This window comes from Brochothrix campestris (assembly GCF_046058945.1).
In the GTDB taxonomy this organism is placed as follows: Bacteria; Bacillota; Bacilli; order Lactobacillales; family Listeriaceae; genus Brochothrix; species Brochothrix campestris.
Genome location: NZ_CP175511.1, coordinates 2,141,558 through 2,168,110, shown reverse-complemented (window position 1 = coordinate 2,168,110; position 26,553 = coordinate 2,141,558). Strand labels below are relative to the sequence as shown.

Sequence of the window (26,553 nt, the reverse complement as noted above, 5' to 3'; positions counted from 1 at the left end):
GATGGTAGTTGGATCCAACCCTTTTTTCGGTGTGTTTACCGTAGAAATATGGTATCATATGCATGAGTAAATCTAAAAAAAGCGCCGAAAAATCGGGCTAAAAACATAGATAGGGAAGGTTAAGGGGATCATGACGGAAAATAAAAAAACTGAAAAACAAAGGTTCGATGAGACCGAAGCAGAAATTGAGCAAGTGGAACTTGAATCCATTGGAAATAAAAAAGAATTTGTCGTAACCAGTATGATGAGTATGTTACTAGGAAAAAAAGACGGCGAAATAAAACAGCTGTTGAATCAGTTTGAAGATAAGAGTGAATTACTTGTCCATCGTTATATGGGAAAAATGTACTTTAACGGTTCTTTTTTAGTTATCCAAGGGACGGCTTATTTCCCTGGTTTTCCAGAGTCAGATAAATATAAAATTAGCAAAAAACTCATTTTAAGTTCGCGTTCAGAAGAAGTTGAACCGATTGAAATCCCCTTGCGAAATAGCAAGCTTGCAACAGCTGATGCCCGTTTTCCATTAGGTGGTTACGAAGGGGAAGTTGATTTTCAAAAAATCAGTGAAGGCAGTCCATTAGCGATTGGCGATTACACAATGAAGATAGAAGTGTCGCAATATATTAAGGGCGAGTGGCGTAAACAAACTGTTTCATTAGGTAAATTAGCAGAAATCAAAGGGAACTATGTGCATTCAACAACGATGCAAAGTTATTCGGCGCGCAGTAACAAAAAATTCAAATTAACCGTGTCATATAATGGCTTGAGTGAAGAAATCAAAGTGGTTTCGAAAAAATTATCGGATGTCAATCCGCTTGACCAACTTGAAGGCGGCGAAGTGACTGAGGGACGTTTAATGCGTGCCTTAAAACGGAAGTATTTCAAACTGTTTTATAAATTTTATTGCACCTTACCTGTCAGTGCTAAAAAAGTAGCCTTCTTATCAGATAGCCGGACCGATATTACTGGTAACTTTGAATATATATATGAAGAACTAAAAAAACGCGGCACCGATCATAAAATTTCGTTTTATTTAAAAGGATCGATTAAACAGCCAAAAAGTTTAAAAGAGCTACGAACGTTAGCGCAAGCAATTGCAACGAGTAAATATGTATTGGTTGATGATTTTTATCCGTTAATCTATCCATTAAAAATTCGTAAAGACAGTGAGCTAATTCAAGTTTGGCATGCCGTTGGCGCCTTTAAAACATTTGGTTACAGCCGCGTAGGCATGCCTGGTGGGCCGAAAATAACCTCACTCAATCATCGGAATTACACACGTGTGTTAGTTAGTTCAACCAATATTGTCGATAAATATGCCGAGGGATTTGGGATTGCACCTGAGACTGTAATGCCAATTGGCGCACCGAGAACTGATTTGTTTTTCGATGAAGCTAAAAAGGCCGCGGTTATCGAGCGATTAAAAGAAGAATTACCATTTATAAACGGTAAAAAAGTTATTTTGTTTGCGCCAACGTTCAGAGGGAATGGGCAACAATCAGCTCATTATCCATTTGGAATGATTGATTTCAAACAAATTTATGAAGCGTTAAAAGACGAGTATGTTTTCTTACTAAAAATCCATCCATTCGTGCAAAATAAACCAGAAATTCCGTACGAATATAACGAGTTCTATTACGATGTATCAGCCTACCGTGAAATCAATGATTTGTTGCTCATCAGTGACCAACTGATTACCGATTATTCATCAGTATGCTTCGAATATGCTCTGCTTGATAAACCGATGGTGTTCTTTAGTCCAGATTTAGGCGAATATATGAGTGATCGCGATTTTTATTATGATTATTTTGATTTTATCCCTGGTTCGTTTGCGTCAAACACACCAACTTTAATTGAAAAATTACAACAAAATAAAATCAATCATCAACGACTAGAAATATTTAAAAATTATTACTTCGATGATCTCGATGGTAAGGCCAGTGAGCGATTCGTTGATTTAATCGTTAACGATGCTTTTGAAACAGCAGAAGAAGTAGTCGAAGAAGAAATTATTTGGGGTCGCGTTAAATAGGTGAAAGAATTCAATAGAGGAGTGTTATAGATGATTTATGCAGAGATATTAGCAGGTGGAATTGGTTCGCGAATGGGTAACGTCAATATGCCTAAACAATTTTTGAAATTAGGAAATAAACCGATAATTATTCATACCATTGAAAAATTCGTATTAAATAATCGCTTTGATAAAATCTTTATCGTGGTTCATCCAGAATGGCTTGTACATGCTAAAAATTTGTTAAAAACATACGGACTTACAGATGAGCGCTTAATGATTTTGTCGGGTGGTACTGACCGGAGTGAATCATTGTTAGCGGGTCCGCGTTATTTACAAGCAGAAGGCTTGTTGACAGCTGAAGATGTTATCATTACACATGATTCGGTGCGGCCTTTTATTACGCATCGTATTATTGAAGACAACATCGACAGTGTTTTGAAATATGACGCCGTAGACACGGTGATCGGCGCGATTGATACGATTGTTGCTTCTGAGGATGGCGAATTCATCCAAAGTATTCCTAACCGTGATCATATGTATCAAGGTCAAACGCCACAAAGTTTCAATGTCGCAAAACTTGTCCGTTTATTTGATGACTTGTCTGAAGATGCTAAGGCGATTTTAAGTGATGGTTGTAAAGTGTTTATTTTATCAGGCGAAAAAGTGAAACTAGTCGAAGGTGAAGTGTCTAACATTAAAGTCACAAATCCGTATGACTTTAACGTGGCCAACCATATGATTGAAGGTGACAAAGATGATCAACCAAGTCTATAAATTAGTGGCGCCCCGCCGAATTGAGGTCAGTTACGAAGATATTTCATTGAATACGGATAAGGTGATTGTTCGTCCGAAATTTATTAGTATTTGTAAGGCTGACCAACGGTATTATACCGGGACACGGGGCGAAGAAATTCTCAAGAAAAAGTTACCGATGGCCTTAACACATGAAAGTGTGGGTGAGGTGTCTTACGATCCAACCGGTGCGTTGAAGCGGGGCCAAGCTGTTATCATGGTGCCAAATACACCGTATGAAAAAGACGAATTAATCGGTGCAAACTATTTGCCAAGTTCAAAATTCCGTTCAAGTGCGAGCGATGGTTTCACGCAGGATTACATTGCAATCAATCGTGACCGGTTAGTCGTATTACCCGATGAGATTGATTTGCGAATGGCTTCGTTTTCAGAATTAATTAGCGTTGCGATGCATGGCATCTCGCGGTTTGAGAAAACGGCGCATGCCCGTCGTAATCGTATTGCTGTTTGGGGTAATGGGTCGCTTGGTTATATCGCGACGTTAATCTTGAAGAAAAAATATCCCGACGCCAACATTATTATTGTCGGTCGGACACAACAGAAGTTAGATTATTTTTCGTTTGCCGATGAAGCATACACGAGCAATGATTTACCTGCTGATTTTAGCTTTGATCACGCCTTTGAATGTGTCGGAGGTAATAATAGCGGCGATGCGGTGAATCAGATAATTGATTATATTAACCCGCTCGGTTACATCAGTTTACTAGGTGTATCGGAAGATTTAGTACCGCTCAACACACGGATGGTACTCGAAAAAGGTTTGACGCTCCAAGGGAGTACCCGCTCTGAACGGGAAGATTTTGAAAATGTCGTTGCCTTTTTTGTCGAACACCCGGATGGTGCCGACGAATTGCAACGTTTAATTGGTCAGGTTATTAAAGTCCGCAAAACAGAGGACATTATCCAGGCATTTGAAAAAGACCTCAATCAGTATTGGGGTAAAACAGTGATGGAATGGCAAATATAGACAAGGGTGTTTATGATGGGAAAATTATTAACGATAAGTAAAATTTGTGTAAAACAGATAATTAGAGGGTGTGTTGGTCTGCTATATAAAGTACTGACATTATTCCCTCTAAAACAAAAAGCAGTCTTTATCTCGACGCGGAGTACGGGTGCTAGTGAGAATCTAACACCGCTAATAGAAGAACTGCAGCGTCGAACCATAACACTACGTATCGTTGAATATAATGGTAAAATTGCAACGAACTTAACGCAATTAATTAAAACACCAATTTTCTTTATGAAAATGCTCTATCAGCTTGCAACCGCTCGTTACATTGTTATCGATGACTACTGTTTGCCTGTGTATTTAGTTGAAAAAAGACAGGGAGTCGAAGTTATTCAAGTGTGGCATGCAGCTGGTGCATTGAAAAAATTCGGGCACAGTCTCAAACAAATACCGACAACAACATTGCAACAATACGAACAGGCGCTCATTTCAACTCATTCTAATTATGATAAAGCAATCGTGAGTTCACCAGCAGCCATCCCGGCGTTCGCAGAAGCTTTTCAAATGCCACCTGAGAATGTGTTAGCATTGGGGACGCCAAAAACTGATGTATTATTAAACCCTGAATTCAAAGCAACGAGCATCGCAAAATGTGATCGTTTTTTCAAAAAAATAAATGAAGCAACAAAAAGAGTGGTTTATGCTCCGACATTTAGGGAAATAAATAGAAAACGTGAACGATTTACGTTGCCATTTAAAAATATAGCGGCATTATATGCGTCATTGGAACAAAACAATCTCATTTTAATCGTACAATTACATCCCTACAATCAAAAACAATGGCAGGTTCCTCAAGAATATCGTAAGCGTCTGCAGCTCAATCGCTCGCATATGACAACAAGTGAATTGCTCGTGGCTAGTGATGCCTTAATTACGGATTATTCATCGATTTTATTCGATTACAGTCTCCTGGCTAAGCCAATGGCTTTTTTTATGCCGGACATTGAACGCTATCAAAGTGAGCGCGGCTTTTATGATGATATTTTAGAAAAACTGCCAGGCGAAATTTTACAAACAGAGGCAGCTCTTTGTGAATGGTTAAGCAAATGTGATGTAGAAGTAGCTTCACATGTGGTTTCTTTTAAAGAGAAATGGTTTGCTGAGACCCCTGGCAAAGCAAGCGTCAATACAATTGATTATTTACTGAGACAAAAAACTGAGGATAACCTACTAAAAGGAGAATGAACGATGAAAAAAATAATCACATATGGGACATTTGATTTATTACATTGGGGACATATCCGCTTATTAGAACGTGCGAAAAGTTTAGGCGATCATCTGACTGTCGCGATATCAACAGATGAGTTCAATTTACTGAAGCATAAGGAGGCTTATCATAATTACAGTCACCGTAAATACATACTCGAAGCGATTAAATATGTCGACGAGGTCATTCCAGAAGATAATTGGGAGCAAAAGAAGACGGACATTAAAAAACATGACATTGATGTCTTTGTAATGGGTGATGATTGGAAAGGGAAGTTTGACTTCTTAGTGGAACAATGTGAAGTGATTTATCTCGATCGAACAGAAGGTATTTCGACTTCGATGATAAAAAAAGACTTGCAAGTATAAAAAAGGGGAATAGTGAGGATTAATTATTCCTCACTATCCTCCTTTTTTAATATAGTCAATTTGTCTATACAAAAAAGCAGCTTATAATATTAAATTAGATGAGAGATATGGTAATATAACATTAGTTTAGAGGCTTGTTATGGTGTCGAGGAGGACGTTTAATGAAAAAAAAAATCGCGTGTTTTATTATGAAAATAATGGCACGTTTGTCGGCAAAGGATGTTATTATCTTTGAAAGTTTCTTTGGAAAACAACTGAGTGATAGTCCTAAAGCACTTTATGACTACATGAAAAATGCTAAAGCTTACCAACACTACCGTTTAATTTGGTCAGTGAAAGCTTCATTTGAACCGGTATTCGTTGCTTCTGGTTGCGAATTTGTTCGTCGTGGTTCATTTAAATGGATAATGCTAATGGCGAGGGCACGTTACTGGGTGAATAATACGCGTCAACCGGATTGGCTTGTTAAAAACAGCCAGACAACGTATTTACAAACATGGCACGGAACCCCTCTCAAAAAATTAGGAACGGATATTGAAGAAGTGACGATGCCAGGTACAACAACTGCGAATTATCGAGTGAATTTCACACGTGATACAAAAAAATGGGATGTATTACTGGCGCAAAATGACTACGCGGCCAATGTGTTTGAACGAGCTTTTCAAGTTGATTCAAATCGTATTATAACTACTGGTTATCCGCGTAATGATCGTTTGTCAAATTATAAAGTAGCGGAAGTCAAGGCGATTAAAGAACGTTTGAAATTACCTTGTAATAAGAAAATTATTTTATATGCACCAACATGGAAGGATAATCAAAGCTATCGTAGAGGAAAATATAAAGCCTTTTTAGAATTTGATTTAAAGACAATGCATGCTGAGCTAGGAAAAGATTACATTGTCTTAATTAAATGGCATTATTTGATTGCCGATCACTTAACCATTCCAGCTGAGTACGATCAGTTTGCGATTAAGGTACCTCAAACAATCGATATAAATGAGTATTTCTTAATTAGTGATATCCTAATCACCGATTATTCATCCGTCTTTTTTGATTATGCTATTTTAAAACGCCCCATTATCTTTTTTACACCGGATTGGGATGCCTATCAAAATGAAATACGTGGAATCTATCCTGAAATTAGTGCTGCTTTACCAGGCATAATGGTGCAAACAACGGCTGATCTCATTCGGGCGATTCGCTTGGAAAAAGAGCCGTCAACAGCGTTTTATGACCGTTTTTGTTACTTAGAAGATGGGTTAGCGACCGCACGAGTGGTTGCGAGTGTTTTTACTAAAAATGATGAGTTATAGGAGAGTGCAATGACTAAACTACTGCAAAAATACAGAAAAAACAAAGTGAAATATAATTATGCAAAGTGGTATTTTTCAAAAAAAATAGAGAAAAAGACGGTCTTGTTTGAATCGACACATGGCCGTAGTATTCATGGACATATCTTTTATATGATGAAAGATATCGAAAAAAATCACCCTGAATATAAAGTGTATGTGGCATCACAAAATGTCGTAGCTGATCGATCCTTTCTGAAAAACAATGGTTTTACACGCGTGATTGTCGTGGAACATCTGTCAGCGGAGTACCATCGATTATTAACAACCGTTGAATTGTTAGTGAATGACACATCGTTTTTCCCGTTCTTCAATAAAAAGGAAGGTCAAAAATATGTGATTGTCTGGCATGGCACACCCTTAAAACACATGGGGAAAGATATGGCGGTTGTAACTGATGTCGCAAATGTCCAACGAAATTTTTACATGGCTGATCAAATTGTTGTGAGCAATGAATATACTAAGGATATATTAGTCGAAACCTACCATCTAAAAAATGTTTACAGCGGTGAATTTGTGATTGCACCCTCGCCTCGAAATGCTATTTTATTTGATCAGATGCATCAGACTGAATTACGCACGAAGCTTAAGTTGAAAACGAAAAAAATCATTTTCTATATGCCAACGTGGCGAGGTGATGTCGGTAACGTCAATAATGATAATCAAAAAGTAGCCGCGGACTTAGCTTACATTGCAGCTCATTTAGAAGAAAATACTATGTTCTATGTCAAATTACACCCGTTCCAAAGTGACATCGACATTTCAGAATTTCCACAAATAAGATTGTTACCTACTGACGTCGAATTATATGCTTTCATTGCCATCGTAGATGTACTAATTACAGATTATTCGTCGATTATGTATGATTTTATAAACACAAAGAAAGACATCATACTGTATACGCATGACTTGTTAGACTATCAACTGACTCGTGGCTTATATGAAGATGTGGCGAGCTATCCTTTCTATCAGACAGCAACGATTGAGGGCGTGATGGCTCGACTCAGTAAGCAAGCAACAATCGGTAATTACGAAGCAATGTCTCAACGTTTTTGTCAGTTTGACTACCAACATGGTAGCCATGATTTAATGAACTATATACTGATGAATAAGACCAGTCCTAAGATAATCAGTTCGAAGGTACATAACGGAAAAGAAACAGTCGTTATTTTATCAGGTGGTTTTTGGGATAATGGGATTACATCAGCGTTGTTAAATACATTGGAAAATATTGACACGAGCGAACGTAATTACATTTGCTTCTTTGGAAAAAACAAAGTGAAAAAAGAACATTTTTATAAGCTGAAAAACCTTCCTGAAAATGTACAATTTTATCCTGTTCCGGGTTCGATGAATGGTACGTTAATACAACGTCTCATCAATTCACAATATATGTGGAAAGAATGGTTTAAATTTCCATTTATCAATAAAATATTAGCGAAAATATATCAAGCGGAGTATCAGCGTGTCTTTGGTACTCTTAAAGTGGACTGGTTCATTCATTACACTGGTTTTGAACGAAAGTATGCTGAAATGGTACGTCACATGAACCATAAGACGGTTATGTACGTGCATACGGATATGTTTCAAGAATATGAGGCCAAACAAAATTTTAGTAAGAAAGTCGTTTTTGGCGCATATCAGTCGGCCTCAAAAGTTGTTTTAGTCCATGAAAATTTAAGGGAAGAACTTGTTGAGAAAATAGCAGGTATTGCCGACAAAGTTATCGTGGTTAATAATTTTTTAGGTGAAGAACGCGTACGTCGCTTTGCTGCTGAGAGTTTGATAGCAAGTTTGGTCGATGTACCAGTCGATTACTCTTTTAATGAGGAGCGTATGGCAACGGATAACTACCGGAAGGCAGTGTTATTAAATGATTTAGTCGGAACACATACCAATGTACAGAACGGTCAGTTACTGCTCAATGGGCAAGCAGCGTTAACCGCTAATGAGCAAACAATTTTCACACACGTAGAACAGGCATTAACAGGCCTTGAAAAGACCTTAGCAGAGACGTTTCCGACCATTTTAAACCCTGAGAACAAACTGCTTAAAGCATTAAAAGAGGAGCAGCCCGATTTGCACTACCCGAATAAGTTCATCGTCGATCAGTTGCGTATTTCAAAACTGCGATTGCTTGAATTTATTGCGGATGAGCAGATAACAGTCTTTATGAATATCGGCCGTTATGATTATCAAAAAGGCCACGACCGCTTGATAGAAGCCTTTGAACGAAATTATGAGCAGAACAATCAAATTGCACTTGTATTGGTGTGTCCGCATGGCGTATTGAAAAAAGAAACAATCGAAAAAGTTCGACAAAGCAGTGCCCGAGAGAACATAATAATACTTGGTGGGATGAGAAACCCTTATGTCTTATTAAAAGCGATTGATGCCTTTGTGTTATCGTCTCATTATGAAGGTCTCGGTTTGGTTGTTTATGAAGCATTAGCAGTGGGGACTGATGTCATAACGGTGAATTTGACAGAGACAATTACCTTATTGCAAAATAATGAAGCACTAATTGTTGAAAATACGGAAATGGGAATTACTCAAGGCATAACTGATTATTTAGGGGCTAGTATCGACTTGAATGCGTTTGATTTTGAAGCACCAAAAGCACAATCACGTGAAGAATTTACGGCTATTTTTAAAAGTTAAGACCGACAATAAGGAGGGAATTCATCATGAAAGTAAAAAAAGCAGTTATTCCAGCGGCAGGTTTAGGTACGCGCTTCTTACCTGCAACGAAGGCAACCGCTAAAGAAATGTTACCAATCATTGATAAACCAACGATTCAATATATTGTTGAAGAAGCAGTTGCTTCTGGCATTGAAGAAATTTTAATTGTGACCGGTAAAGGGAAACGATCAATTGAAGATCATTTCGACACGGCACCTGAGTTAGAACAAAACTTGTTAGATAAAAACAAGTTGGAAATGTTAGCGATGGTGCAAGAAACGTCTAAAATTAATATCCATTTTATTCGTCAAAAAAGTCCACGTGGCTTAGGTGATGCGATTTTACAAGCGAAAGGGTTTGTGGGGAATGAACCGTTTGTTGTGTTGCTAGGTGACGATATTGTTAAATCAGAGGAGCCGTGTGTGAAACAATTAATCACACAGTATGATAAAACACAGCGTTCAATTATTGGAGTTCAAACCGTTCCAAAGGAAGATACGCAACGCTATGGTATCATTAATCCAATCACTGAAATTGCGGAACATCTTTACAGTGTTAAAGGTTTTGTTGAAAAACCGCGGGTGGAAGATGCTCCTAGTCAATTAGCGATTTTAGGGCGTTATTTATTAACACCGGCAATTTTTGAGTTGCTTGAAACACAAGAAGCTGGTGCGGGTGATGAAATTCAATTGACGGATGCAATCGATCGTTTGAACAAAACACAACAGGTGTTAGCGTTTGAGTTTGAAGGCACACGTTATGATGTCGGTGATAAATTCGGTTTTGTTGACACAACTTTACGTTTTGCACTGGATCATCCTGAAATTAAACACCAAGTTAAAGCATTGATTAAAGAACTCGCATTAGAGTTAGATTAGGTTCATTATGTGAATACGGAGTTAATGTTATTAACACAAGTGAGTATGAGTCGAATAATGCTGACAGAGAAATAAAAAAAGCCTCAAAGACTCGTGTTTCCTAGAACAAAAGAATTTAAAGCCGTTCTAAACTGCAGTGATTGGAGAAAATAACGTCTCGACTATTTCCCGTCGATGCGTTATTTTTGAAATCACCCAAGTTTAGGATTTAAATACTAGAGGATATAACAACGTTTCTATTCAGTCTTATCATCTCGTAGGAAAAGTCACTGTAATAGCATTTTAAAGAAAATGAATACTGTTTAGAATTTGTCTACAATCTGAAAGAAGCCGCCTCAGCGGCTTCTTTTTTCACTTTGTTTGACAAAAGACTAGTTCTAGCGTATTACATCTTTATTACAAAACGATTAAAAATAGCTAAAGGCGTCGTATCTATTGTATGATAGGTAAGAGGTGTGGGGGATTGGTCAAAAAAGTCTATCCTAGTGAAAAAGATGAACGAAAAAGAATAATTGGCGATGGTATAATGGTCGGTATGATAATAAATTAAGTTGAGGTGAAGTGGATGCGACAAAAAATTATGCTCTTGGCGATGGTAACGACAATGTCTTTAACCGTCATGCCACCAGTATATGCGAATAGTTCAATGACTGATTCTGATAGTCAGTCAGAGAGCGAACAAAGTGTTTCACAAAATGAAACTGAAAGTAGTACTTCGGAAAACCAGGTCACAAGTGAGTCAACCGAAGTAGAAAAACCACCCACAACAAGTCAGACAGAACGTACAGAGTCAGAAAATAGCACGCAAGCTGAAACACGGATGACTGAGGAATCAGAAGATGCACTCGCTCAAGCGGTGGCAGATGTGATGCGCGATTTACCCAAGATGGAATTGGACCCGACACGGGGGCCAGGCTATTATGAGGTTGAAACGAACAGTCGCTCTAAGCGAAGCGTGAGTACAACGTCGGCAACGGCCGTCACGAATACGCAAGCTTTTTTAAATAAAATTAAAGCTGGTGCCATCTCGGGCTGGAAAAAATATAAGGTACTGCCGTCACTAACCGGGTCACAGGCTGTACTAGAAAGTGGTTGGGGCTCATCAGGCTTATCAACGAGTGCCAATAACTTATTCGGCATTAAAGGCCGCTACAATAATCAATACGAATTATGGCCAACTGCTGAATACATTAATGGACAATGGGTGACTGTTAATGCAGAGTTCCGAAAGTACCCTTCTTGGAAAGAAAGTATGGAAGATCACGGCAAGTTTTTAGTCGACAATAGTCGTTATGCTAAAGTGCTAGGTCAAAAAGATTATAAAAAAGCGACGCAACTTATTTGGGAAGCGGGCTATGCAACAGATCCAGATTACCCTGGTAAATTACAAAGTACGATTGAATATAATAACTTAGTCGCTTGGGATAAAGAGGCGTTTGAAGATACCGTTAATTTAGCCAACTACTATACAAGCAATCCTAAAAAAGTCGTCACTAAAAAAGCGGATTACTCTTATAAGGGTGTTGAATTTACAACAGCTAATCGGGTTAAAAATTACGCGTCGGGTACCATTTTGACGGTGACAGCGATTGAAAAATCTAAAAATGGTACGCCTCGTCTACAATTGTCAGATGGCACTTATTTTACGGCGCATCGCAGCAATGTCCAGCAACTGGTATCAAATGTGGCTAATTATTACACCACTAATCCGAGTAAAATCATCATGAAAAAAGATGACTATGCTTACAATACAACAGAGTTTAACACTGGAACAAGAAATAAATTGTATAAAAAAGGTGCCGTGCTCAATGTCAAAAGTATTTCTTATTCTGCTAATGGCACACCGCGACTCTTACTCACAAATGGCTTGTATTTAACTGCCCATCAGTCAAATGTTGTCAAAGCAATGGCAACTATTTCGAAATACTATACGACTAATCCTAAGACAATCATCATGAAAAAGGATGACTATGTTTATAAAACAACAGAATTCAATACAGGTACGAGAGGTGCCTTACAGAAAAAAGGACAGGTCTTAACTGTTAAAGCAATTGTTTACTCAGCAAATTGGACACCTCGCTTACAACTAAGCAACGGAACGTATGTATCCGCACATACAAGTAATGTCGTGAAAGCAATGGATACGATTGCCAAGTACTATACGACTAATCCTAAAAAAATCAATATGAAACGAGCGGATTATGCTTACTCGAGTCCAGAATTCAACGCTAAAACGAAGGTGAAACAATATGCTGCGTCGACTTTGCTCAATGTTAAAGCAATTGAGTATTCATCAGATTGGATACCACGTTTACTGCTGACAAACGGCTTGTACGTGTCAGCTCACCAAAGTAATGTCGTGAAATCACTGTCTAATATTGATAATTATTATACAAGTAATCCAGGAACAATCATCATGAAAAAAGATGATTATGCCTATAAAACAACCGAGTTTAACACGAGTACTCGCGGTGCCTTACAGAAAAAAGGCACTGTTTTAAAAGTGACAGGTATCGTGTATTCGGCAAATATGACACCACGATTGAAGCTCAGCAATGGTACATTTATCAGTGCCCATACGAGTAATGTTGTGAAGGCAATGGATACTATCGGTAAATACTATACGACTAATCCGAGCACCATCATCATGAAAAAAGATGATTATGTCTATAAAACAACCGAGTTTAACACAAATACACGTGGAAAACTACAGAAAAAAGGCACTGTTTTAAAAGTGACAGGGATTGTGTATTCAGCAAATTGGACACCGCGTTTAAAACTGAACGATGGAACATTTGTCAGTGCCCATACGAGTAATGTTGTGAAAGCTATGTCAAACATTGCGAACTACTACACAACGAATCCTAAAAAAATTATTATGGTCAAAGATGACTATGCCTATAAAACAACCGAATTTAACACAGGGACCCGAGGCAAGCTGCATAAAAAAGGGGCTGTCTTAAATGTTACAGCGGTGACTTATTCCGCAAATTGGACGCCAAGATTGAAATTGAGCGATGGTAGCTTTATATCTGCACACCAGAGCAATGTGAAGAAACAATAAAGAAAAAGATAGCATGGAAAAGTCTTTAATCCTCGGATTGAAGGCTTTTTTTGATACATCAATGAAGTCAGAACTTAAGTGAAGTGTTTCTTGAAAAGGAGAATGTTTAAGGCCTTAATGGTGAATGAAATCATAAAACGCCGAAATGAGTGCTGATTTTGAAACTAGTTTCAATTAATTATTAGATATAATTAAGCAACTGGATGGGGTGTTTTTGAAAGATATAAAAATAAATCTGAAAGGAAGTAGATGGTATGAAAAAAGTTTTTATTACCTCTGAAATTAAGACTGTACATGGTGGACTAACCGCATCATTACTCAATAAGGCACGGATATTGTCACAAGAGATGAATGAAGAAATACTTATACTGACATTTAATTTTGATGCGAACTATCCAGATGTGATTGAAAATATCCGAGAACGTTATCAACTCGACAACAGAGTGAAAATAATAAATATGAATCAACATTATTGTCGTAAACTTTCCAATAACCATCAGGTTAAACGAGCTATTTTTGATGCGAGCGCACTGGTGAATGGACGTCCTAGTGGGAAAAAATTGACATATTATGAGAATGATAAATTACGCGTTAAACGAAGTGTAATAGATAACCGTGTGTTGCAAGATGAATTTTTCACTGATTCAAAACGGTTATACGAAAAATGGATCTATGATACAGATGGGTGTATTGCCATGCGGAGCTTTTATCAAGAGGGCAGTACGAAGGTGCATCGTCAAATAATCTATCGTCCGGATGGAAAAGCTATTATTGAACGTCTATTTGAAAAAGATAAGATTCAAAAACTACGTTTGTTTCAAGAAGATGATAACATTCGGAATTTCGAAAGCATAGAAGCCTTTAAAACAGCTTTTATTTTAGAAGAAATCGTGAAAACAGAACCAACGATTATTGTCAGTGAAACACGATCGCAGGATCGCCTGTTATTGGATATGAAGCAGTCATACATCAAAAAAGTTTTTATGACTCATAGTATTCATATTCGACCAGAAACAGATATTATACGAGCAGGTAATCGTGTTGTTATGGGTGCACTTAATCAAATTGATGGTGTTGTTTTTTTAACGAAACAGCAAAAAAAAGATGTTCAACATCGCTTTGGTAACAGGTCGAATTACTTTGTGATTCCGCATTCAATTAAGTTGACGTCGGAATCGTTGCCAATAAAAGAACGGACATCTGCGGTGGTGATCCTTTCGCGCTTGCATCAAGAAAAACGCTTAGAAGATGCTATTACAGCATTTAAAGAAGTCGTCATACGAGAACCCAAAGCCACATTACATATATATGGTGACGGTCCTGAACGAAAAAAACTGCAACTGTTAATTAAAGATTTACAATTAGAGGCTGCCGTTTTTCTTGAAGGCCATACGAATGAGCCAAAAAAAGTGTTACAAACAGCTGATTTTTCAGTTCTAACATCATTATATGAAGGTTTCGGCATGGTTATTCAAGAAAGTTTGGCTGTGGGAACACCTGTTATAGCGTACGATATTAAATACGGTCCTGCTGATATGATTGATAATGGCAGTAACGGCTATTTGGTTCAAAATGGTAATATAGTGGACTTAGCGAAGCGAATGGTTGAAATGATGGAACTAGATAAGTCTACATATGAACAGATGAGAGTCAAAGCACTCGAGAAGATGAACGCTTTTTCGGAAAAAATGTTCGTGATGAACTGGGTGACTTTATTTAATCAGGTGACCGATATGCAGCTGAGCCCTATTACAGATGTTGCCTTTAAATTAGAAAAAGTAAAACGGACGAGGCGAGGCTATTTACTGAGCTGTACTGTCGAAGTAACGAGCGAACAGCCGGTACAGTTAGAAGCATTACTATTTGAAGCGTCCTTTTATTTACGTTCTACTCTGTCTAATAAGGAAACGGCTAAATATACGAGTGTACCGATTGAAGTAAGGAAACGACAGGATGACAAAATCGAACTGCTATTTCCGTTCGATTTTGCTAATAAGCAAGCAGGAGAAACCTATGATTTATTTGTTGCAGCAAATGCCTCACAGTTTTATCAACGTCATCGTGTTGGAAATGTTCGGAGTCGATTAATACCGACTAAATTTATGTGGCGTTTTAAAGGACATGCTTATTTCACTGAATACGGTAATCTAAGCTTTAAGATACGTTGATTCACTTTTTTATGAAAAGGAGAGTAGCCATTAAGTCGGTTACTCTTTTTTTGATTGATATAGACCAATTTCAGACGTCGCTGGTGCAGAAATTGATTGTCAATAGCATAGACTCTGTCTAAAAGTCATGGTATGATTGAAAAATGTGCACGAGTTGTTCATGAAATTATAAAAAAGCATTTTATTATTGAGGAGGAACGATTATGAAAAAAGAAAGTTTAGTAAAACGTTTAGGTGTTTCGCTATCATATGTAGCGATTGCACTTGTCTTATTAGTGTTTTTTTGGGCAGCAAGCTTAACTGGTCAATCAGGTTTAGAAGGAATCTTTAATGCCTATCAATTGATTTTTCCATTGATTGTAGCAATTGCGTTTGCAGTCGGAATTGGCTTCGATCATAGTGGGGCCGCAGCTTTGGCTGGCGCTGTGGGGTATCTTGTATTTGGGGCGTCGTTTTCGATTTTAATCGATGCAAAAGTAGCCTTTATGGTTACTGAACCAATCGCTGTCTTTGGCGGTATCTTTGGCACACAAATCTTCTTTATCATTTGTGGGTTCGTCATGGGAATCGCGAGTGGACTTATGTACAACAAGTTTTATAACATTAAGATGCCAGAATGGTTAGCATTCTTCGGTGGGCGTCGCTTTGTACCTATCATCACAAGTGTTGTTGCTTTATTTATTGGCTCATTTATTGCCAATATTATGTTGCCGCATTTATAAAAAGGAGGAAATTAAACAATGTTAGCTCAATTACAAAAAGTAGGGAAAGCCTTAATGCTTCCAATTGCTGTTTTACCAGCAGCCGGCTTACTTAACCGTTTAGGTGCAGCCGATGTGTTAAATATTCCATTTATGCATGCCGGTGGAAATGCTATTTTTACATACTTACCCTTAATGTTTGCAATGGGGATTGCAATTGGTTTAGCCAAAGATAACAGTGGTCTTGCGGCGCTTAGTGGTGCTATCATGTACTTTATTTTAAACTTTGGTGTTATCGGCATTAACGACAGCATTAACATGGGTGTGTTTGCTGGGTTTGTTGCAGGTTTATGTTCACCACTTATTTATAACCGCGTATATGATAAATTCGATAAAGGTGCCTTCTTTAACGGACGTCATCTGGCCTTGCTTTTAAATGCGATTGCAACCTTGATTTTGGTGATTGTATTTGGGTTGATTTGGCCAACTGTTCAAGTCGGTTTAGACCATTTAAACAGCTTTATTGTTGGTGCAGGTGCAGTCGGTTCAGGTGTGTTCACCTTTGCTAACCGTCTCCTTATTCCAACCGGATTACATCATGTGTTAAACTCTTATCTCTGGTTTGGTTATGGCAGCTTTACAGATGCCGCTACGGGTGTCGTTGTTAATGGTGACATTAACCGTTTCTTTGCTAAGGATCCGAGTGCAGGTGCATTCCAAACAGGGTTCTTCCCAATTATGATGTTTGGTTTACCAGCAGCCGCAATGGCGATGGTAGCAACTGCTAAGAAACATCGTCGTAAAGCAACCTTTGGGATGATGTTATCCCTCGCATTAACAGCCTTTTTAACAGGAATTACCGAACCACTTGAATTCTCATTTATGTTTATTGCGTTTCCACTTTATGTGGTACATGCAGTTCTTGCGGGTATTTCTGGTTTTATCGTCAACTTCCTTGGCATCAAAATGGGGTTCACCTTCTCAGCCGGTGCGATTGATTTTGGCTTAAACTATGGGTTAGGAACAAAACCGTTGCTCTTGATTTTAGTCGGACTTGTGTTCGCAGCTGTCTACTTTACTATTTTCTACTTCGCTATCTTGAAATTCGATATTAAAACACCAGGTCGTGAAGATATTGATGAAAATGCACAAGCAGATGAAGCAGAGCTAACGCCAACTACAGGCGATAAATACGATGCGATTGGTGATAAGTACTTAGCAGCCTTAGGTGGCGCAGAAAATATTAGCGTCATTGATAACTGTACGACTCGTTTACGTTTGCAACTAAAAGACACTAATAATGTTGATCAAGATGCTTTGAAACGTGCGGGTGCTAAAGGTGTGGTTAAGATTAACGAAACAGCCTTCCAAGTCATTGTCGGTACCGATGTTGAATTCGTGGCTGATAAACTAAAAGAGCGTGTTGAAAAAGCATAGTATTGAGTATAGTCAGACAGTTATACCATTGGGTATAACTGTCTTTTTTTGCAACTTAAGTTGTAATTATTAAATTAGATTACAAGCAATTATGTGAAAATTGCGATAAAATGGGTGTGAGTTAATTGAGGGGGAGAATGAATGAAAACAGAACAAGAATGGGTTAAAGAATTAGGTTTAAAACCACATCCTGAAGGTGGCTATTATGTTGAAAAGCTGGCGTCATCTTATATAACTAAGGTGAACGGTGCCGAAAGACCACTGTACACGAGTATTTATTTTTTATTGACTGCAAATAATCCATCGCATTTTCATCAGCTTAAGTCAGATGAAGTGTGGTATTATCATGCCGGCGAGCCGTTAACGGTACATGAGTTACACAATGGCACATACACGACTACTAAAATCGGTCCGAATACCAATGATGGAGAAGTGTTACAATACGTCGTTAAAGCGGGCAGTATCTTTGGATCAAGTGTCAACACGCCGGATAGTTATAGCCTCGTCAGTTGTATGGTTTCACCCGGTTTTGATTACCGCGATTTCAAGTTATTCACGCAGCAAGCATTATTGGCGGAGTATCCAGCACATGAATCGATTATTAAACAATTAGCGTTTGAAAAAATACCAAAATAGGGAGGTTTTTAAGATGCCAGTCGTTTCGATAACATTATCGAAGGAAGAAATAGCGACCTTAACTGCACGTGCGAAAAAAGAACAGAAGACGGCCTCATCGCTTATGCGAGAGGCGGTTGAAGCCTATTTACAAACACCCGCTAAAGCGACTGAAAAAAAGTGTTTAGATCAGCCTGAATAGTGGGTTTGAATTAGTGTTAAAGAGAAACGAATTTGAATTCAACTTTAGCTACAATCTGAGAGACATCTATAAGATGTCTCTCAGATTGTAGACAAAGTCTAAACAGACTTCGTTTTCTTTGTAATGCTAGTACAGTGACTTTGTATACGAGATGATAAGACTGAATAGAAATGTTGTTATATCCTCTCGTATTTAAATCCTAAACTTGGGTGATTTCAAAAATAACGCATCGATGGGAAATAGTCGAGACGTTATTTTCTCCAATCACTGCCGTTTAGAACGGCTTTAAATTCTTTTGTTCTAGGAAACACGAGCCTTTGAGGTGAGTGTACAGATGGTACTCGACTCCGAGAAGGCGAGGCATTGACGACCTAGAACAGCGTTTATCTTCAGTCTGTGAGACATCTATAAGATGTCTCTTTTTCTGTATTATAGGTAAGTGATAAAATATAAATCGAATAACATAGAAGGATTAGCAAACTATTATAGTACAGATAATCATATCGGAATGATACAGATATTAGTTGAAATGTTGTCACAAATAGATACATGTTCAATTTGTTGGGAGAAAATATGAAAACCCTTACAACAGTAAGGAGGTAAGAGGAGAGACAGTCACTTCCTGCTGAACGAACTTATCATTTGTTAATAACAAATGTAAGTGTAGAAGTAGTGTGACTCTTTTAAACTTAAGGTAGCAAAGAAAACTACGATACTACGGGAGGTTTTTTAGATGATGACTGTTGAAAGTAAACAAAAAAACAAAGAAACGCATCTCGAATGGCAAGGATTTAAAATGGGTGAATGGGCACAAGGTGTTGATGTTCGTGAATTCATCCAAAAAAACTATCAGGGATTTGAAGGCGACCATTCCTTTTTAGCGGGTCCGACTGCAGCAACTGAGGAATTATGGGCACAGGTAATGAAATTAAACGAAGCGGAACGTCTCGCTGGTGGTGTCCTTGATATGGATACAAAAGTCGTTTCAAGTATTACGTCACATGGTCCAGGCTACTTAAACAAAGAGTTAGAAACGATTGTGGGTTTCCAAACAGAGAAACCATTTAAACGGGGCTTGCAACCGTTCGGTGGTATTCGAATGAGTGAACTTGCAGCTGAATCGTATGGATTTAAGATTGATGAAGAAGTTTCACATATTTTTACAGATTACCGCAAAACACATAATCAAGGGGTATTTGATGCGTATACACCAGCAATGAGAGCCGCGCGTAAATCAGGGATTATTACAGGTTTACCAGATGCGTATGGTCGTGGCCGTATTATCGGTGATTATCGTCGAGTTGCCTTATATGGCGTGGATCATTTAATTGCCAATAAAAAAGCTGATTTAGCGACCTCAGATAATGCAACGATGACCGAAAAAGTGATTAGGGAACGTGAAGAATTATCTGAACAAATTAGAGCATTGGCAGAATTAAAACAATTGGGTCAAACATACGGTTTTGATATTTCACGTCCGGCAGCCAATACACAAGAGGCTTTTCAATGGTTATATCTTGGTTACCTAGCAGCGATTAAAGAACAAAACGGGGCGGCAATGTCGCTTGGTCGCACATCGACATTCTTAGATATTTACATTGAACGTGATTTGAAAAATGGTTCTTTATCGGAAGAACAGGTACAAGAAATCGTCGATCATTTCATTATGAAACTACGCCTCGTCAAATTTGCACGTACACCGGATTACAACGATTTATTCTCAGGGGATCCAACTTGGGTAACAGAATCAATCGGTGGTGTTGGGGAAGATGGTCGTCACTTAGTGACTAAAAACAGTTTCCGCTTTTTACACAGCTTAAACAACTTGGGGCCTGCACCAGAACCCAACTTAACGGTTTTATGGTCAACCCGCTTACCACAAGGTTTTAAAAACTTCTGTGCAATGATGTCGATTAAAACATCAGCCATTCAATATGAAAACGATGATGTGATGCGTCCGGATTGGGGCGATGATTACGGGATTGCTTGCTGTGTATCAGCGATGCGAATCGGTAAACAGATGCAGTTTTTCGGTGCACGTGCCAACTTAGCAAAAACGTTACTATATGCCATTAATGGTGGTGTGGATGAAAAATCAAAAGCTCAAGTATCACCAGCTTATCGTCCAATTACGTCTGACGTTTTGGACTATGATGAAGTTATCGAAAAATACGATGTGATGATGGACTGGATCGCTGAATTATACTTGAACACATTGAATGTCATTCATTTCATGCACGATAAATATTCATACGAGCGCATTGAAATGGCGTTGCACGATACAGCTGTTTTACGGACAATGGCAACTGGGATTGCTGGTTTATCTGTTGCAGTCGATTCGTTATCAGCGATTAAATATGCCAAAGTATCTACTGTTCGTGATGAAGATGGCATCGTCGTCGATTACATTATCGAAGGCGACTACCCTAAATATGGTAACAACGATGACCGTGCTGATGACATTGCTGTGTGGTTGCTTAAAACCTTCATGACGAAAGTGAAGAAAACACCGACATACCGTGATGCGAAACACACAACATCCGTGTTAACGATTACTTCAAATGTCGTTTACGGTAAAAAAACAGGGAACACACCAGATGGTCGACGCGCAGGCGAAGCCTTTGCACCAGGTGCTAACCCAATGCATGGCCGCGATACTAAAGGGGCATTAGCGTCGTTATCATCAGTGGCTAAATTACCGTACAGTGAAGGACAAGATGGTATTTCAAACACCTTTTCAATCGTTCCGAAAGCACTTGGTCGTACAGAAGAATCACAGGTGAGCAATCTTGTCGGCATGCTTGATGGTTATGCTTTGAAAATGGGACATCACTTAAACATTAACGTGTTTAACCGTGACACATTGATTGATGCGATGGATCATCCCGAAGATTATCCACAATTAACAATTCGTGTATCGGGCTATGCGGTTAACTTTGTCAAATTAACGCGAGAGCAACAACTTGAGGTTATAAAACGAACAATGCATGAAACAATGTAAATTGAACACGCATCATGTTTATTGAAAAAGGAGATGATAGTATGACAGGAGCTGCCGTAGGACGTGTGCACTCTGTGGAATCGATGGGAACGGTTGATGGGCCTGGTATCCGCTTTATAGTTTTTATGCAAGGGTGTTTACTGCGCTGTCAATTTTGTCACAATCCTGATACGTGGAAGATTGGCACAGGGACAGAGCGCACGGCCCAAGATGTGTTTAATGAGGCGATTCAATACAAAGCGTTTTGGGACGCATCTGGTGGTGGTATTACGGTCAGTGGTGGTGAACCATTACTTCATCTTGATTTTTTAATTGACTTGTTTACCTTATGCAAGGAAGCAGGTGTCCATACGACGATTGATTCATGTGGTGGTTGCTTTAGCCGTTCACCTAAATTCGTCGCTAAAATGGATCGTTTACTCGCGGTGACAGACTTAATTATGCTCGATATTAAGCAAATTAATCCGGTGAAACATCGCGAACTGACAACCCGTCCGAACGCTCCAATACTTGATTTTGCTCATTACTTGCGCGACCATCAGCAACCGATTTGGATAAGACATGTGCTGATTCCGACGAAAACAGATGACCCGCAAGATTTAACCGACCTCAATACGTTCATTGAAACATTACCGAATGTCGAGCGGGTTGAAATATTGCCGTATCATACAATGGGTGTGTATAAATGGGAAGAAATGGGTCTCGATTATCAACTAAAAGGCATTCAACCACCGACTGAAACAGTTGTGGCGATGGCAAATGAATTGCTTGGGACGGCTAAATATAATTAAAAAGAGAGTGTTTACTCATAAAAAAGACTGCAGATTTCCGATGGTTAATCGGATGTTTGTGGTCTTTTTATGATGGTTTAGATAAAATTTCAGTGGAAAAATAAAGGGATGACAGGGCGAGAAATATCTATAAAAAAGTGAACAGATGACTATTTCTCAAAAAAACAGGCTTGTTCACGACTGTTTTTAAGTTATGTGTTACTATTAGTTTTGGTAAAAAAGAACTAATCGCAAGATGGTTGCAGAGGTGTTCTAAGCAAAGGTTCACGATACGTATAGTAGCGCAATAGACAATGAGGTGAGGGGAAATATGAAAATTTTATTAGGAGTGACGATACTGCTAGTAACAATAATGGTGTTTGCCGGCTTCTTTTTTTATAGTTGTAATGAAGGTAAGCCGACAGCTAAAACAGAGAATACAATTGAACAAAAAACGCTTAAAGAAGAACAGAAACCGACACATACTGCTGAAAATAAAACTGAAGTGAACAAGAAGGGGGCGACTCAGCCTTTTTTACTGAACGATAAAGCGGGGAGTTCGATGGTGATTAATCGTTCAACGAAAGATGCTGCACTAACTTACGATGAGCAAATAGAACAGTCTCTTTTTTCAGGCAGTGCGTTACTGATAAAAAATGGCAGTGTTGTCTTAGCGTCTAGCTATGGTTACAGTGATTTTAGTACGGGTAAATTTAATCGTATCGATAGTGAGTATTATCTTACCTCAATACAAAAAGTTATTACGGCGACACTTATTATGAAGTTAGTAGAAGACAAAAAAATAGCGTTAGATGATACGATCGATAAGTATTTTCATGAAGAAATTCAACATAAATCTGAAATTACAATTGATGATTTATTGAGCATGACATCAGGTTTATCTCTTGAAAAAACAGCTGTTGACTTTGCTAATTCTGACGCATATTTTGACTATGTATGTAGTCACCTGGAATACGGAAAACCAGATAAATGGAAATACGGAGGCGTTAATTATACACTTTTAACAATGATTATTGAACGCGTTACGTCAAAATCATATGAAGATGTTGTTAGTGAAGATATCTTGGCTAAAAGTTCGTTTCCACATACAAAATTTAGTACTAGTAGAGATTCGAATCCGCTGTTAAGCCACGGATATTCGAAAGCGGATAGAACAAAGGCAGTTGATGTTAAATACGCAAATCTGCTGAAGGAAAAAGGAACTGGGAATATGTCTATGGATACACTGGATTTGTATCATTTTTACAGTGAACTGATTTCTGGTCGTTTCATTTCAAAAGAGATGCTTAGTCAGATGTGGCAAATGAAAACGCAGCCATATACTTATGATTATAAAGGGGGTGTCTACCATAAAGGTAACGGTGTTCTCTATGGTCATGGATTTTGGGGGCAATACGAACCGACGATGTATCTGTCTGCTGATGCTCAAACCTGTGTTATTTTAATGAGCAACTCAAAAGACAAGCCTACGTATGCACCATTGGCTAAAAGCTTGTTTGAGAGTTTGAGTGATTCGTTTCGATAATAATAAGTAATAAAACCCCCAAACTCCCTTCGTATTAGTAAGGCTTTGTTTGTGGGTTTTATTATATTAGTAGGCCACAAATTCCTGTAAGTAGGCAAGATTTGTAACATATAGGTGGTTATGATGTGAGTGAATGGCCTTTTGCTCACGGAGGTCGCGTAGCATGCGGCTGACGCTCGTGTCAGAGCTGATGCCACAAAAGGCGGCAATATCTTCATTGGTGATGGCAAGGTTGATGTGCAGGCCTCTATCAGTCTCTTCGCCGAATTGATGTGCCAGTTCGATTAAGAGGGCACATAAGGCCCCTTTTTTACCGTTCATGACGCGATGCTGTAACCGAGTCGTCATATGAGCCAACGAAGAACGGTAAAATTCTTTCACATAGAGCAATAACTCTTGCTGATACATCGCATCTTCCCAAAATGAGACACGATCAATTCGATAAAAGGCGGCAGTATCAGATTCAATTCTTACGTTGTAAGGCGCTTTTGTAATCGCATCTTCTTCATCGTTCATTAAGGTTATAATTTCAAAACTGTTTTTGTAGGCAATATTAAATTCACGACCATCCTTTAAGATGGTACTGATTTTCACAATCCCTGTTTTCAAAATGTCGACATAGCGGATGTCATCCCCATCATAGGCGAGGTAGCTGTTCTTTTTTTTAGTGATCAGTGGTGGTTGTTTACGTGTGATGTAGTCAGTTAAAATTTGTGGATGCATCAAAAAACCTCCCCAATTAGTCTCATGTTAAGTATAGCATGTGAGTTTAAGAGCGAAGGTTAAAAAGAATGACGAATTATTGAACACCTATTAGAGACGGCGTAATTTTTTGAGTTTGTAGAAACAAAGCCAACCAATAAAGCCACTGATTAGTATAATAAGGCCCGCATTCAGACCGTAACCTAATAGATTAGCTGCTGTAATACGTTCCTCATAATCGATACGAGCAAGACAGATTGCGGTGTAGAGTGCACCAATCAAGATGACTGGGAATCTCATTTTAGGCAACATTAAGAAAAGACCATTATTTTCTAAGGAAGCCTTGCTATAGAAAACAATTGCTAAGGAAGCAAACATAATAATTAACAGCATCAGGATAATCATATCCCAATGACTGAAACCAAAGAGTGTGCTTTGAAAGGTTGTATTTTGAATTTGTTCCATTGTCTTGTTTGTTGTAAAAGAAAGAAACGCTTGAATAATATGCACTAAATTGTAATAGAAAAGCAGAGACGCGGAGTATAAGATGGCAATGGTTACAAGTGAGGCCACTAAGGCATCACCAACTAAGGTGCCAATCATCAACGAAATAGTATAGCAAAGTAACATTAAAAGAAGCATTGTAAGTGATTGTAAGCAATACTCCTTGAAGGCTGTGATGAAAACGGCGTCTATTTGAGTAGAGAGTTGCCAATAGCTGAGACCGCGATATAGGAAGAGACTGACGAAAATCGTGAGCGTCGGCCAAATTAACTTATGGGCAATAATCGTTGTTCGTGAATAAGGCATCGCCTGTGCAATATAATCGGCCCCTTTGTTTTTTTCAAAAGCAGTTGTTTTTAAACCGATAAAAACGCAGAAGATGAAAGCAACTAAAAAGGATAGCCCTAAAGCATCGTCATAGACAGTCAAGTTATTAATAATATCAGCTTCAGACATGCGTTCATCTACAGGGGATTTTTTCTGTTCAGCTTTGAACGCACTCGATTCAAAGTAACGGAGATTTTTTTGATGGTCTGCAATAGTGTTGTAAGTATTTAGTTGTCCAAAACCGACAACTAAAATAAAGAGAGTGATAAGAACCCAAGCGTGTTGGCGCCACTCTTTCCATAATAAACCAGTTTTCATGTTAGTCCTCCTCATCTTTTAAATGATAGTTAAATAAATCAGTCAAGGTGACCGGCAATTCATCCATAAAAAGGGGCTCACATTCAAGTAATTGCTTATGTAACCCTGCAGTTTTAGTCATAAATAAAATGGTGAATACTTGACCTTGTTTTGTTAAGATGTCACCATGCTCTCGGATGAAATCCGGAATGATTCCGTCTTTAAAGGCAATTTGAACCTTCGTTGTTTCAGAACGCAACGACTCAAGATGATAGGTTTTTTCAATGGTTTGGTTTTTGATGAGATGAACATAGTCTGCAATCGGCGCAAGTTCTTCGAGGCGATGAGATGAAATAATAATGCCTAATTGACGATCGGATACTTCAGTCATCAAAGCGCTCATGATTTTTTTTTGTACGATAATATCGAGACCTTCCATAGGTTCATCGAGCATTAAATATTGTGAACCTACAGATAGGGCAATGATAATACCAAACAGAGCACTCATACCTTTTGAATAAGTTCCTAATTTGACGTTTGCGGGTAAGTTAAATGCCTGTAATAAATCGTCGAACTTATCATGGTTAAATTGGGGGTAGTTTTTAGCGTAAAAGGTTTTGATTGTTTTAATTTTAAAGCCGTCCCATGCTTTCAATTCATCGGGTAACAAAAAGAGCTGCGCTTTTAATTGGGGATGCAGTGCAAGCGATTGACCGTTAATGCGAACCTCGCCATTATCAGGTGAAAATAGTCCCATGATGGTACGAAAAAGGGTCGTTTTACCAATACCGTTACGACCGATGACACCAACGATTTCGCCAGGGTTGACATTAAAGGTAATATCAGTGAATAATAAGCGGTCATTTATTTTTTTTTGTAAATTAGTAATTTGCATC

The 26,553-nt window shown here is 38.4% G+C and carries 20 protein-coding genes; 17 read left to right on the top strand and 3 right to left on the bottom strand.

All coding sequences use genetic code 11. The features are described from left to right. Nucleotides 1-130 precede the first annotated feature (130 nt). From ACJYYY_RS10720 to ACJYYY_RS10640, 17 genes are all read left to right on the top strand, one after another. Complete coding sequence (locus tag ACJYYY_RS10720) at nt 131-2,032, top strand: CDP-glycerol glycerophosphotransferase family protein (protein WP_051457003.1); 1,902 nt, start codon at nt 131-133, stop codon at nt 2,030-2,032. A 30-nt stretch (nt 2,033-2,062) separates the two neighbouring features. Next, nucleotides 2,063-2,788: a 2-C-methyl-D-erythritol 4-phosphate cytidylyltransferase gene (locus ACJYYY_RS10715; RefSeq protein WP_035315113.1), complete on the top strand. Its 726-nt coding sequence runs from the start codon at nt 2,063-2,065 to the stop codon at nt 2,786-2,788. After that, nucleotides 2,769-3,794, top strand: a complete 1,026-nt coding sequence (locus ACJYYY_RS10710; protein WP_035315111.1) for a ribitol-5-phosphate dehydrogenase — start codon at nt 2,769-2,771, stop codon at nt 3,792-3,794. Before ACJYYY_RS10715 ends, ACJYYY_RS10710 begins: the two co-directional genes overlap by 20 nt. A gap of 15 nt (nt 3,795-3,809) precedes the next feature. Continuing rightward, the gene (locus ACJYYY_RS10705) at nt 3,810-5,024 is read left to right on the top strand and encodes a CDP-glycerol glycerophosphotransferase family protein (RefSeq protein WP_408868931.1); all 1,215 of its coding nucleotides are present in this window, start codon (nt 3,810-3,812) and stop codon (nt 5,022-5,024) included. A gap of 3 nt (nt 5,025-5,027) precedes the next feature. After that, on the top strand, nt 5,028-5,414 hold the full coding sequence (gene tagD, locus ACJYYY_RS10700; protein ID WP_035315108.1) for a glycerol-3-phosphate cytidylyltransferase: 387 nt from the start codon (nt 5,028-5,030) through the stop codon (nt 5,412-5,414). A gap of 161 nt (nt 5,415-5,575) precedes the next feature. Further along, on the top strand, nt 5,576-6,727 hold the full coding sequence (locus ACJYYY_RS10695; protein ID WP_408868930.1) for a CDP-glycerol glycerophosphotransferase family protein: 1,152 nt from the start codon (nt 5,576-5,578) through the stop codon (nt 6,725-6,727). A gap of 9 nt (nt 6,728-6,736) precedes the next feature. After that, nucleotides 6,737-9,424 (top strand): CDP-glycerol glycerophosphotransferase family protein, encoded by a 2,688-nt coding sequence (locus ACJYYY_RS10690; RefSeq protein ID WP_408868929.1) that lies wholly within the window; start codon nt 6,737-6,739, stop codon nt 9,422-9,424. 26 nt (nt 9,425-9,450) lie between these two features. Next, nucleotides 9,451-10,323: a UTP--glucose-1-phosphate uridylyltransferase GalU gene (gene galU / locus ACJYYY_RS10685; RefSeq protein ID WP_035315107.1), complete on the top strand. Its 873-nt coding sequence runs from the start codon at nt 9,451-9,453 to the stop codon at nt 10,321-10,323. Nucleotides 10,324-10,888: 565 nt separating this feature from the next. Beyond that, on the top strand, nt 10,889-13,387 hold the full coding sequence (locus ACJYYY_RS10680) for a glycoside hydrolase family 73 protein (protein ID WP_051456999.1): 2,499 nt from the start codon (nt 10,889-10,891) through the stop codon (nt 13,385-13,387). Between the two features lie 254 nt (nt 13,388-13,641). Next, nucleotides 13,642-15,555: a glycosyltransferase gene (locus tag ACJYYY_RS10675; RefSeq protein WP_408868928.1), complete on the top strand. Its 1,914-nt coding sequence runs from the start codon at nt 13,642-13,644 to the stop codon at nt 15,553-15,555. Between the two features lie 203 nt (nt 15,556-15,758). Continuing rightward, entirely contained in the window at nt 15,759-16,277 is a 519-nt protein-coding gene (locus tag ACJYYY_RS10670; RefSeq protein ID WP_035315103.1) for a PTS transporter subunit EIIC, read from the top strand. An 18-nt stretch (nt 16,278-16,295) separates the two neighbouring features. Further along, entirely contained in the window at nt 16,296-17,693 is a 1,398-nt protein-coding gene (locus ACJYYY_RS10665; RefSeq protein WP_035315101.1) for a PTS transporter subunit EIIC, read from the top strand. Between the two features lie 141 nt (nt 17,694-17,834). Beyond that, nucleotides 17,835-18,329 carry a cupin domain-containing protein gene (locus ACJYYY_RS10660; protein WP_035315099.1) on the top strand — a complete coding sequence of 165 codons (495 nt, stop codon included), beginning with the start codon at nt 17,835-17,837 and terminating at the stop codon, nt 18,327-18,329. A gap of 13 nt (nt 18,330-18,342) precedes the next feature. Then, entirely contained in the window at nt 18,343-18,510 is a 168-nt protein-coding gene (locus tag ACJYYY_RS10655; protein ID WP_408868927.1) for a ribbon-helix-helix protein, CopG family, read from the top strand. 736 nt (nt 18,511-19,246) lie between these two features. Further along, nucleotides 19,247-21,511, top strand: a complete 2,265-nt coding sequence (gene pflB / locus ACJYYY_RS10650; RefSeq protein WP_408869241.1) for a formate C-acetyltransferase — start codon at nt 19,247-19,249, stop codon at nt 21,509-21,511. Between the two features lie 41 nt (nt 21,512-21,552). Then, nucleotides 21,553-22,302, top strand: a complete 750-nt coding sequence (gene pflA / locus ACJYYY_RS10645; protein ID WP_035314876.1) for a pyruvate formate-lyase-activating protein — start codon at nt 21,553-21,555, stop codon at nt 22,300-22,302. Between the two features lie 310 nt (nt 22,303-22,612). Further along, nucleotides 22,613-23,827: a serine hydrolase domain-containing protein gene (locus ACJYYY_RS10640; protein ID WP_408868926.1), complete on the top strand. Its 1,215-nt coding sequence runs from the start codon at nt 22,613-22,615 to the stop codon at nt 23,825-23,827. A gap of 66 nt (nt 23,828-23,893) precedes the next feature. Here the strand turns inward: ACJYYY_RS10640 and ACJYYY_RS10635 are convergent, their stop codons facing one another. The 3 genes from ACJYYY_RS10635 to ACJYYY_RS10625 all read right to left on the bottom strand — a co-directional run bounded on the left by ACJYYY_RS10635 (nt 23,894) and on the right by ACJYYY_RS10625 (nt 26,552). Further along, entirely contained in the window at nt 23,894-24,550 is a 657-nt protein-coding gene (locus ACJYYY_RS10635) for a Crp/Fnr family transcriptional regulator (protein WP_408868925.1), read from the bottom strand. Between the two features lie 90 nt (nt 24,551-24,640). Further along, nucleotides 24,641-25,678, bottom strand: a complete 1,038-nt coding sequence (locus tag ACJYYY_RS10630; RefSeq protein ID WP_035314873.1) for a hypothetical protein — start codon at nt 25,676-25,678, stop codon at nt 24,641-24,643. Nucleotide 25,679: 1 nt separating this feature from the next. Continuing rightward, nucleotides 25,680-26,552 carry an ATP-binding cassette domain-containing protein gene (locus ACJYYY_RS10625; protein ID WP_408868924.1) on the bottom strand — a complete coding sequence of 291 codons (873 nt, stop codon included), beginning with the start codon at nt 26,550-26,552 and terminating at the stop codon, nt 25,680-25,682. Nucleotide 26,553 lies beyond the last annotated feature (1 nt).

Bases quoted from the DNA above. Each gene is read 5' to 3' on its own strand.
- ACJYYY_RS10720 (WP_051457003.1), top strand. From the start codon at position 131: ATGACGGAAAATAAAAAAACTGAAAAACAAAGGTTCGATGAGACCGAA.
- ACJYYY_RS10715 (WP_035315113.1), top strand. From the start codon at position 2,063: ATGATTTATGCAGAGATATTAGCAGGTGGAATTGGTTCGCGAATGGGT.
- ACJYYY_RS10710 (WP_035315111.1), top strand. From the start codon at position 2,769: ATGATCAACCAAGTCTATAAATTAGTGGCGCCCCGCCGAATTGAGGTC.
- ACJYYY_RS10705 (WP_408868931.1), top strand. From the start codon at position 3,810: ATGGGAAAATTATTAACGATAAGTAAAATTTGTGTAAAACAGATAATT.
- tagD (WP_035315108.1), top strand. From the start codon at position 5,028: ATGAAAAAAATAATCACATATGGGACATTTGATTTATTACATTGGGGA.
- ACJYYY_RS10695 (WP_408868930.1), top strand. From the start codon at position 5,576: ATGAAAAAAAAAATCGCGTGTTTTATTATGAAAATAATGGCACGTTTG.
- ACJYYY_RS10690 (WP_408868929.1), top strand. From the start codon at position 6,737: ATGACTAAACTACTGCAAAAATACAGAAAAAACAAAGTGAAATATAAT.
- galU (WP_035315107.1), top strand. From the start codon at position 9,451: ATGAAAGTAAAAAAAGCAGTTATTCCAGCGGCAGGTTTAGGTACGCGC.
- ACJYYY_RS10680 (WP_051456999.1), top strand. From the start codon at position 10,889: ATGCGACAAAAAATTATGCTCTTGGCGATGGTAACGACAATGTCTTTA.
- ACJYYY_RS10675 (WP_408868928.1), top strand. From the start codon at position 13,642: ATGAAAAAAGTTTTTATTACCTCTGAAATTAAGACTGTACATGGTGGA.
- ACJYYY_RS10670 (WP_035315103.1), top strand. From the start codon at position 15,759: ATGAAAAAAGAAAGTTTAGTAAAACGTTTAGGTGTTTCGCTATCATAT.
- ACJYYY_RS10665 (WP_035315101.1), top strand. From the start codon at position 16,296: ATGTTAGCTCAATTACAAAAAGTAGGGAAAGCCTTAATGCTTCCAATT.
- ACJYYY_RS10660 (WP_035315099.1), top strand. From the start codon at position 17,835: ATGAAAACAGAACAAGAATGGGTTAAAGAATTAGGTTTAAAACCACAT.
- ACJYYY_RS10655 (WP_408868927.1), top strand. From the start codon at position 18,343: ATGCCAGTCGTTTCGATAACATTATCGAAGGAAGAAATAGCGACCTTA.
- pflB (WP_408869241.1), top strand. From the start codon at position 19,247: ATGACTGTTGAAAGTAAACAAAAAAACAAAGAAACGCATCTCGAATGG.
- pflA (WP_035314876.1), top strand. From the start codon at position 21,553: ATGACAGGAGCTGCCGTAGGACGTGTGCACTCTGTGGAATCGATGGGA.
- ACJYYY_RS10640 (WP_408868926.1), top strand. From the start codon at position 22,613: ATGAAAATTTTATTAGGAGTGACGATACTGCTAGTAACAATAATGGTG.
- ACJYYY_RS10635 (WP_408868925.1), bottom strand. From the start codon at position 24,550: ATGCATCCACAAATTTTAACTGACTACATCACACGTAAACAACCACCA.
- ACJYYY_RS10630 (WP_035314873.1), bottom strand. From the start codon at position 25,678: ATGAAAACTGGTTTATTATGGAAAGAGTGGCGCCAACACGCTTGGGTT.
- ACJYYY_RS10625 (WP_408868924.1), bottom strand. From the start codon at position 26,552: ATGCAAATTACTAATTTACAAAAAAAAATAAATGACCGCTTATTATTC.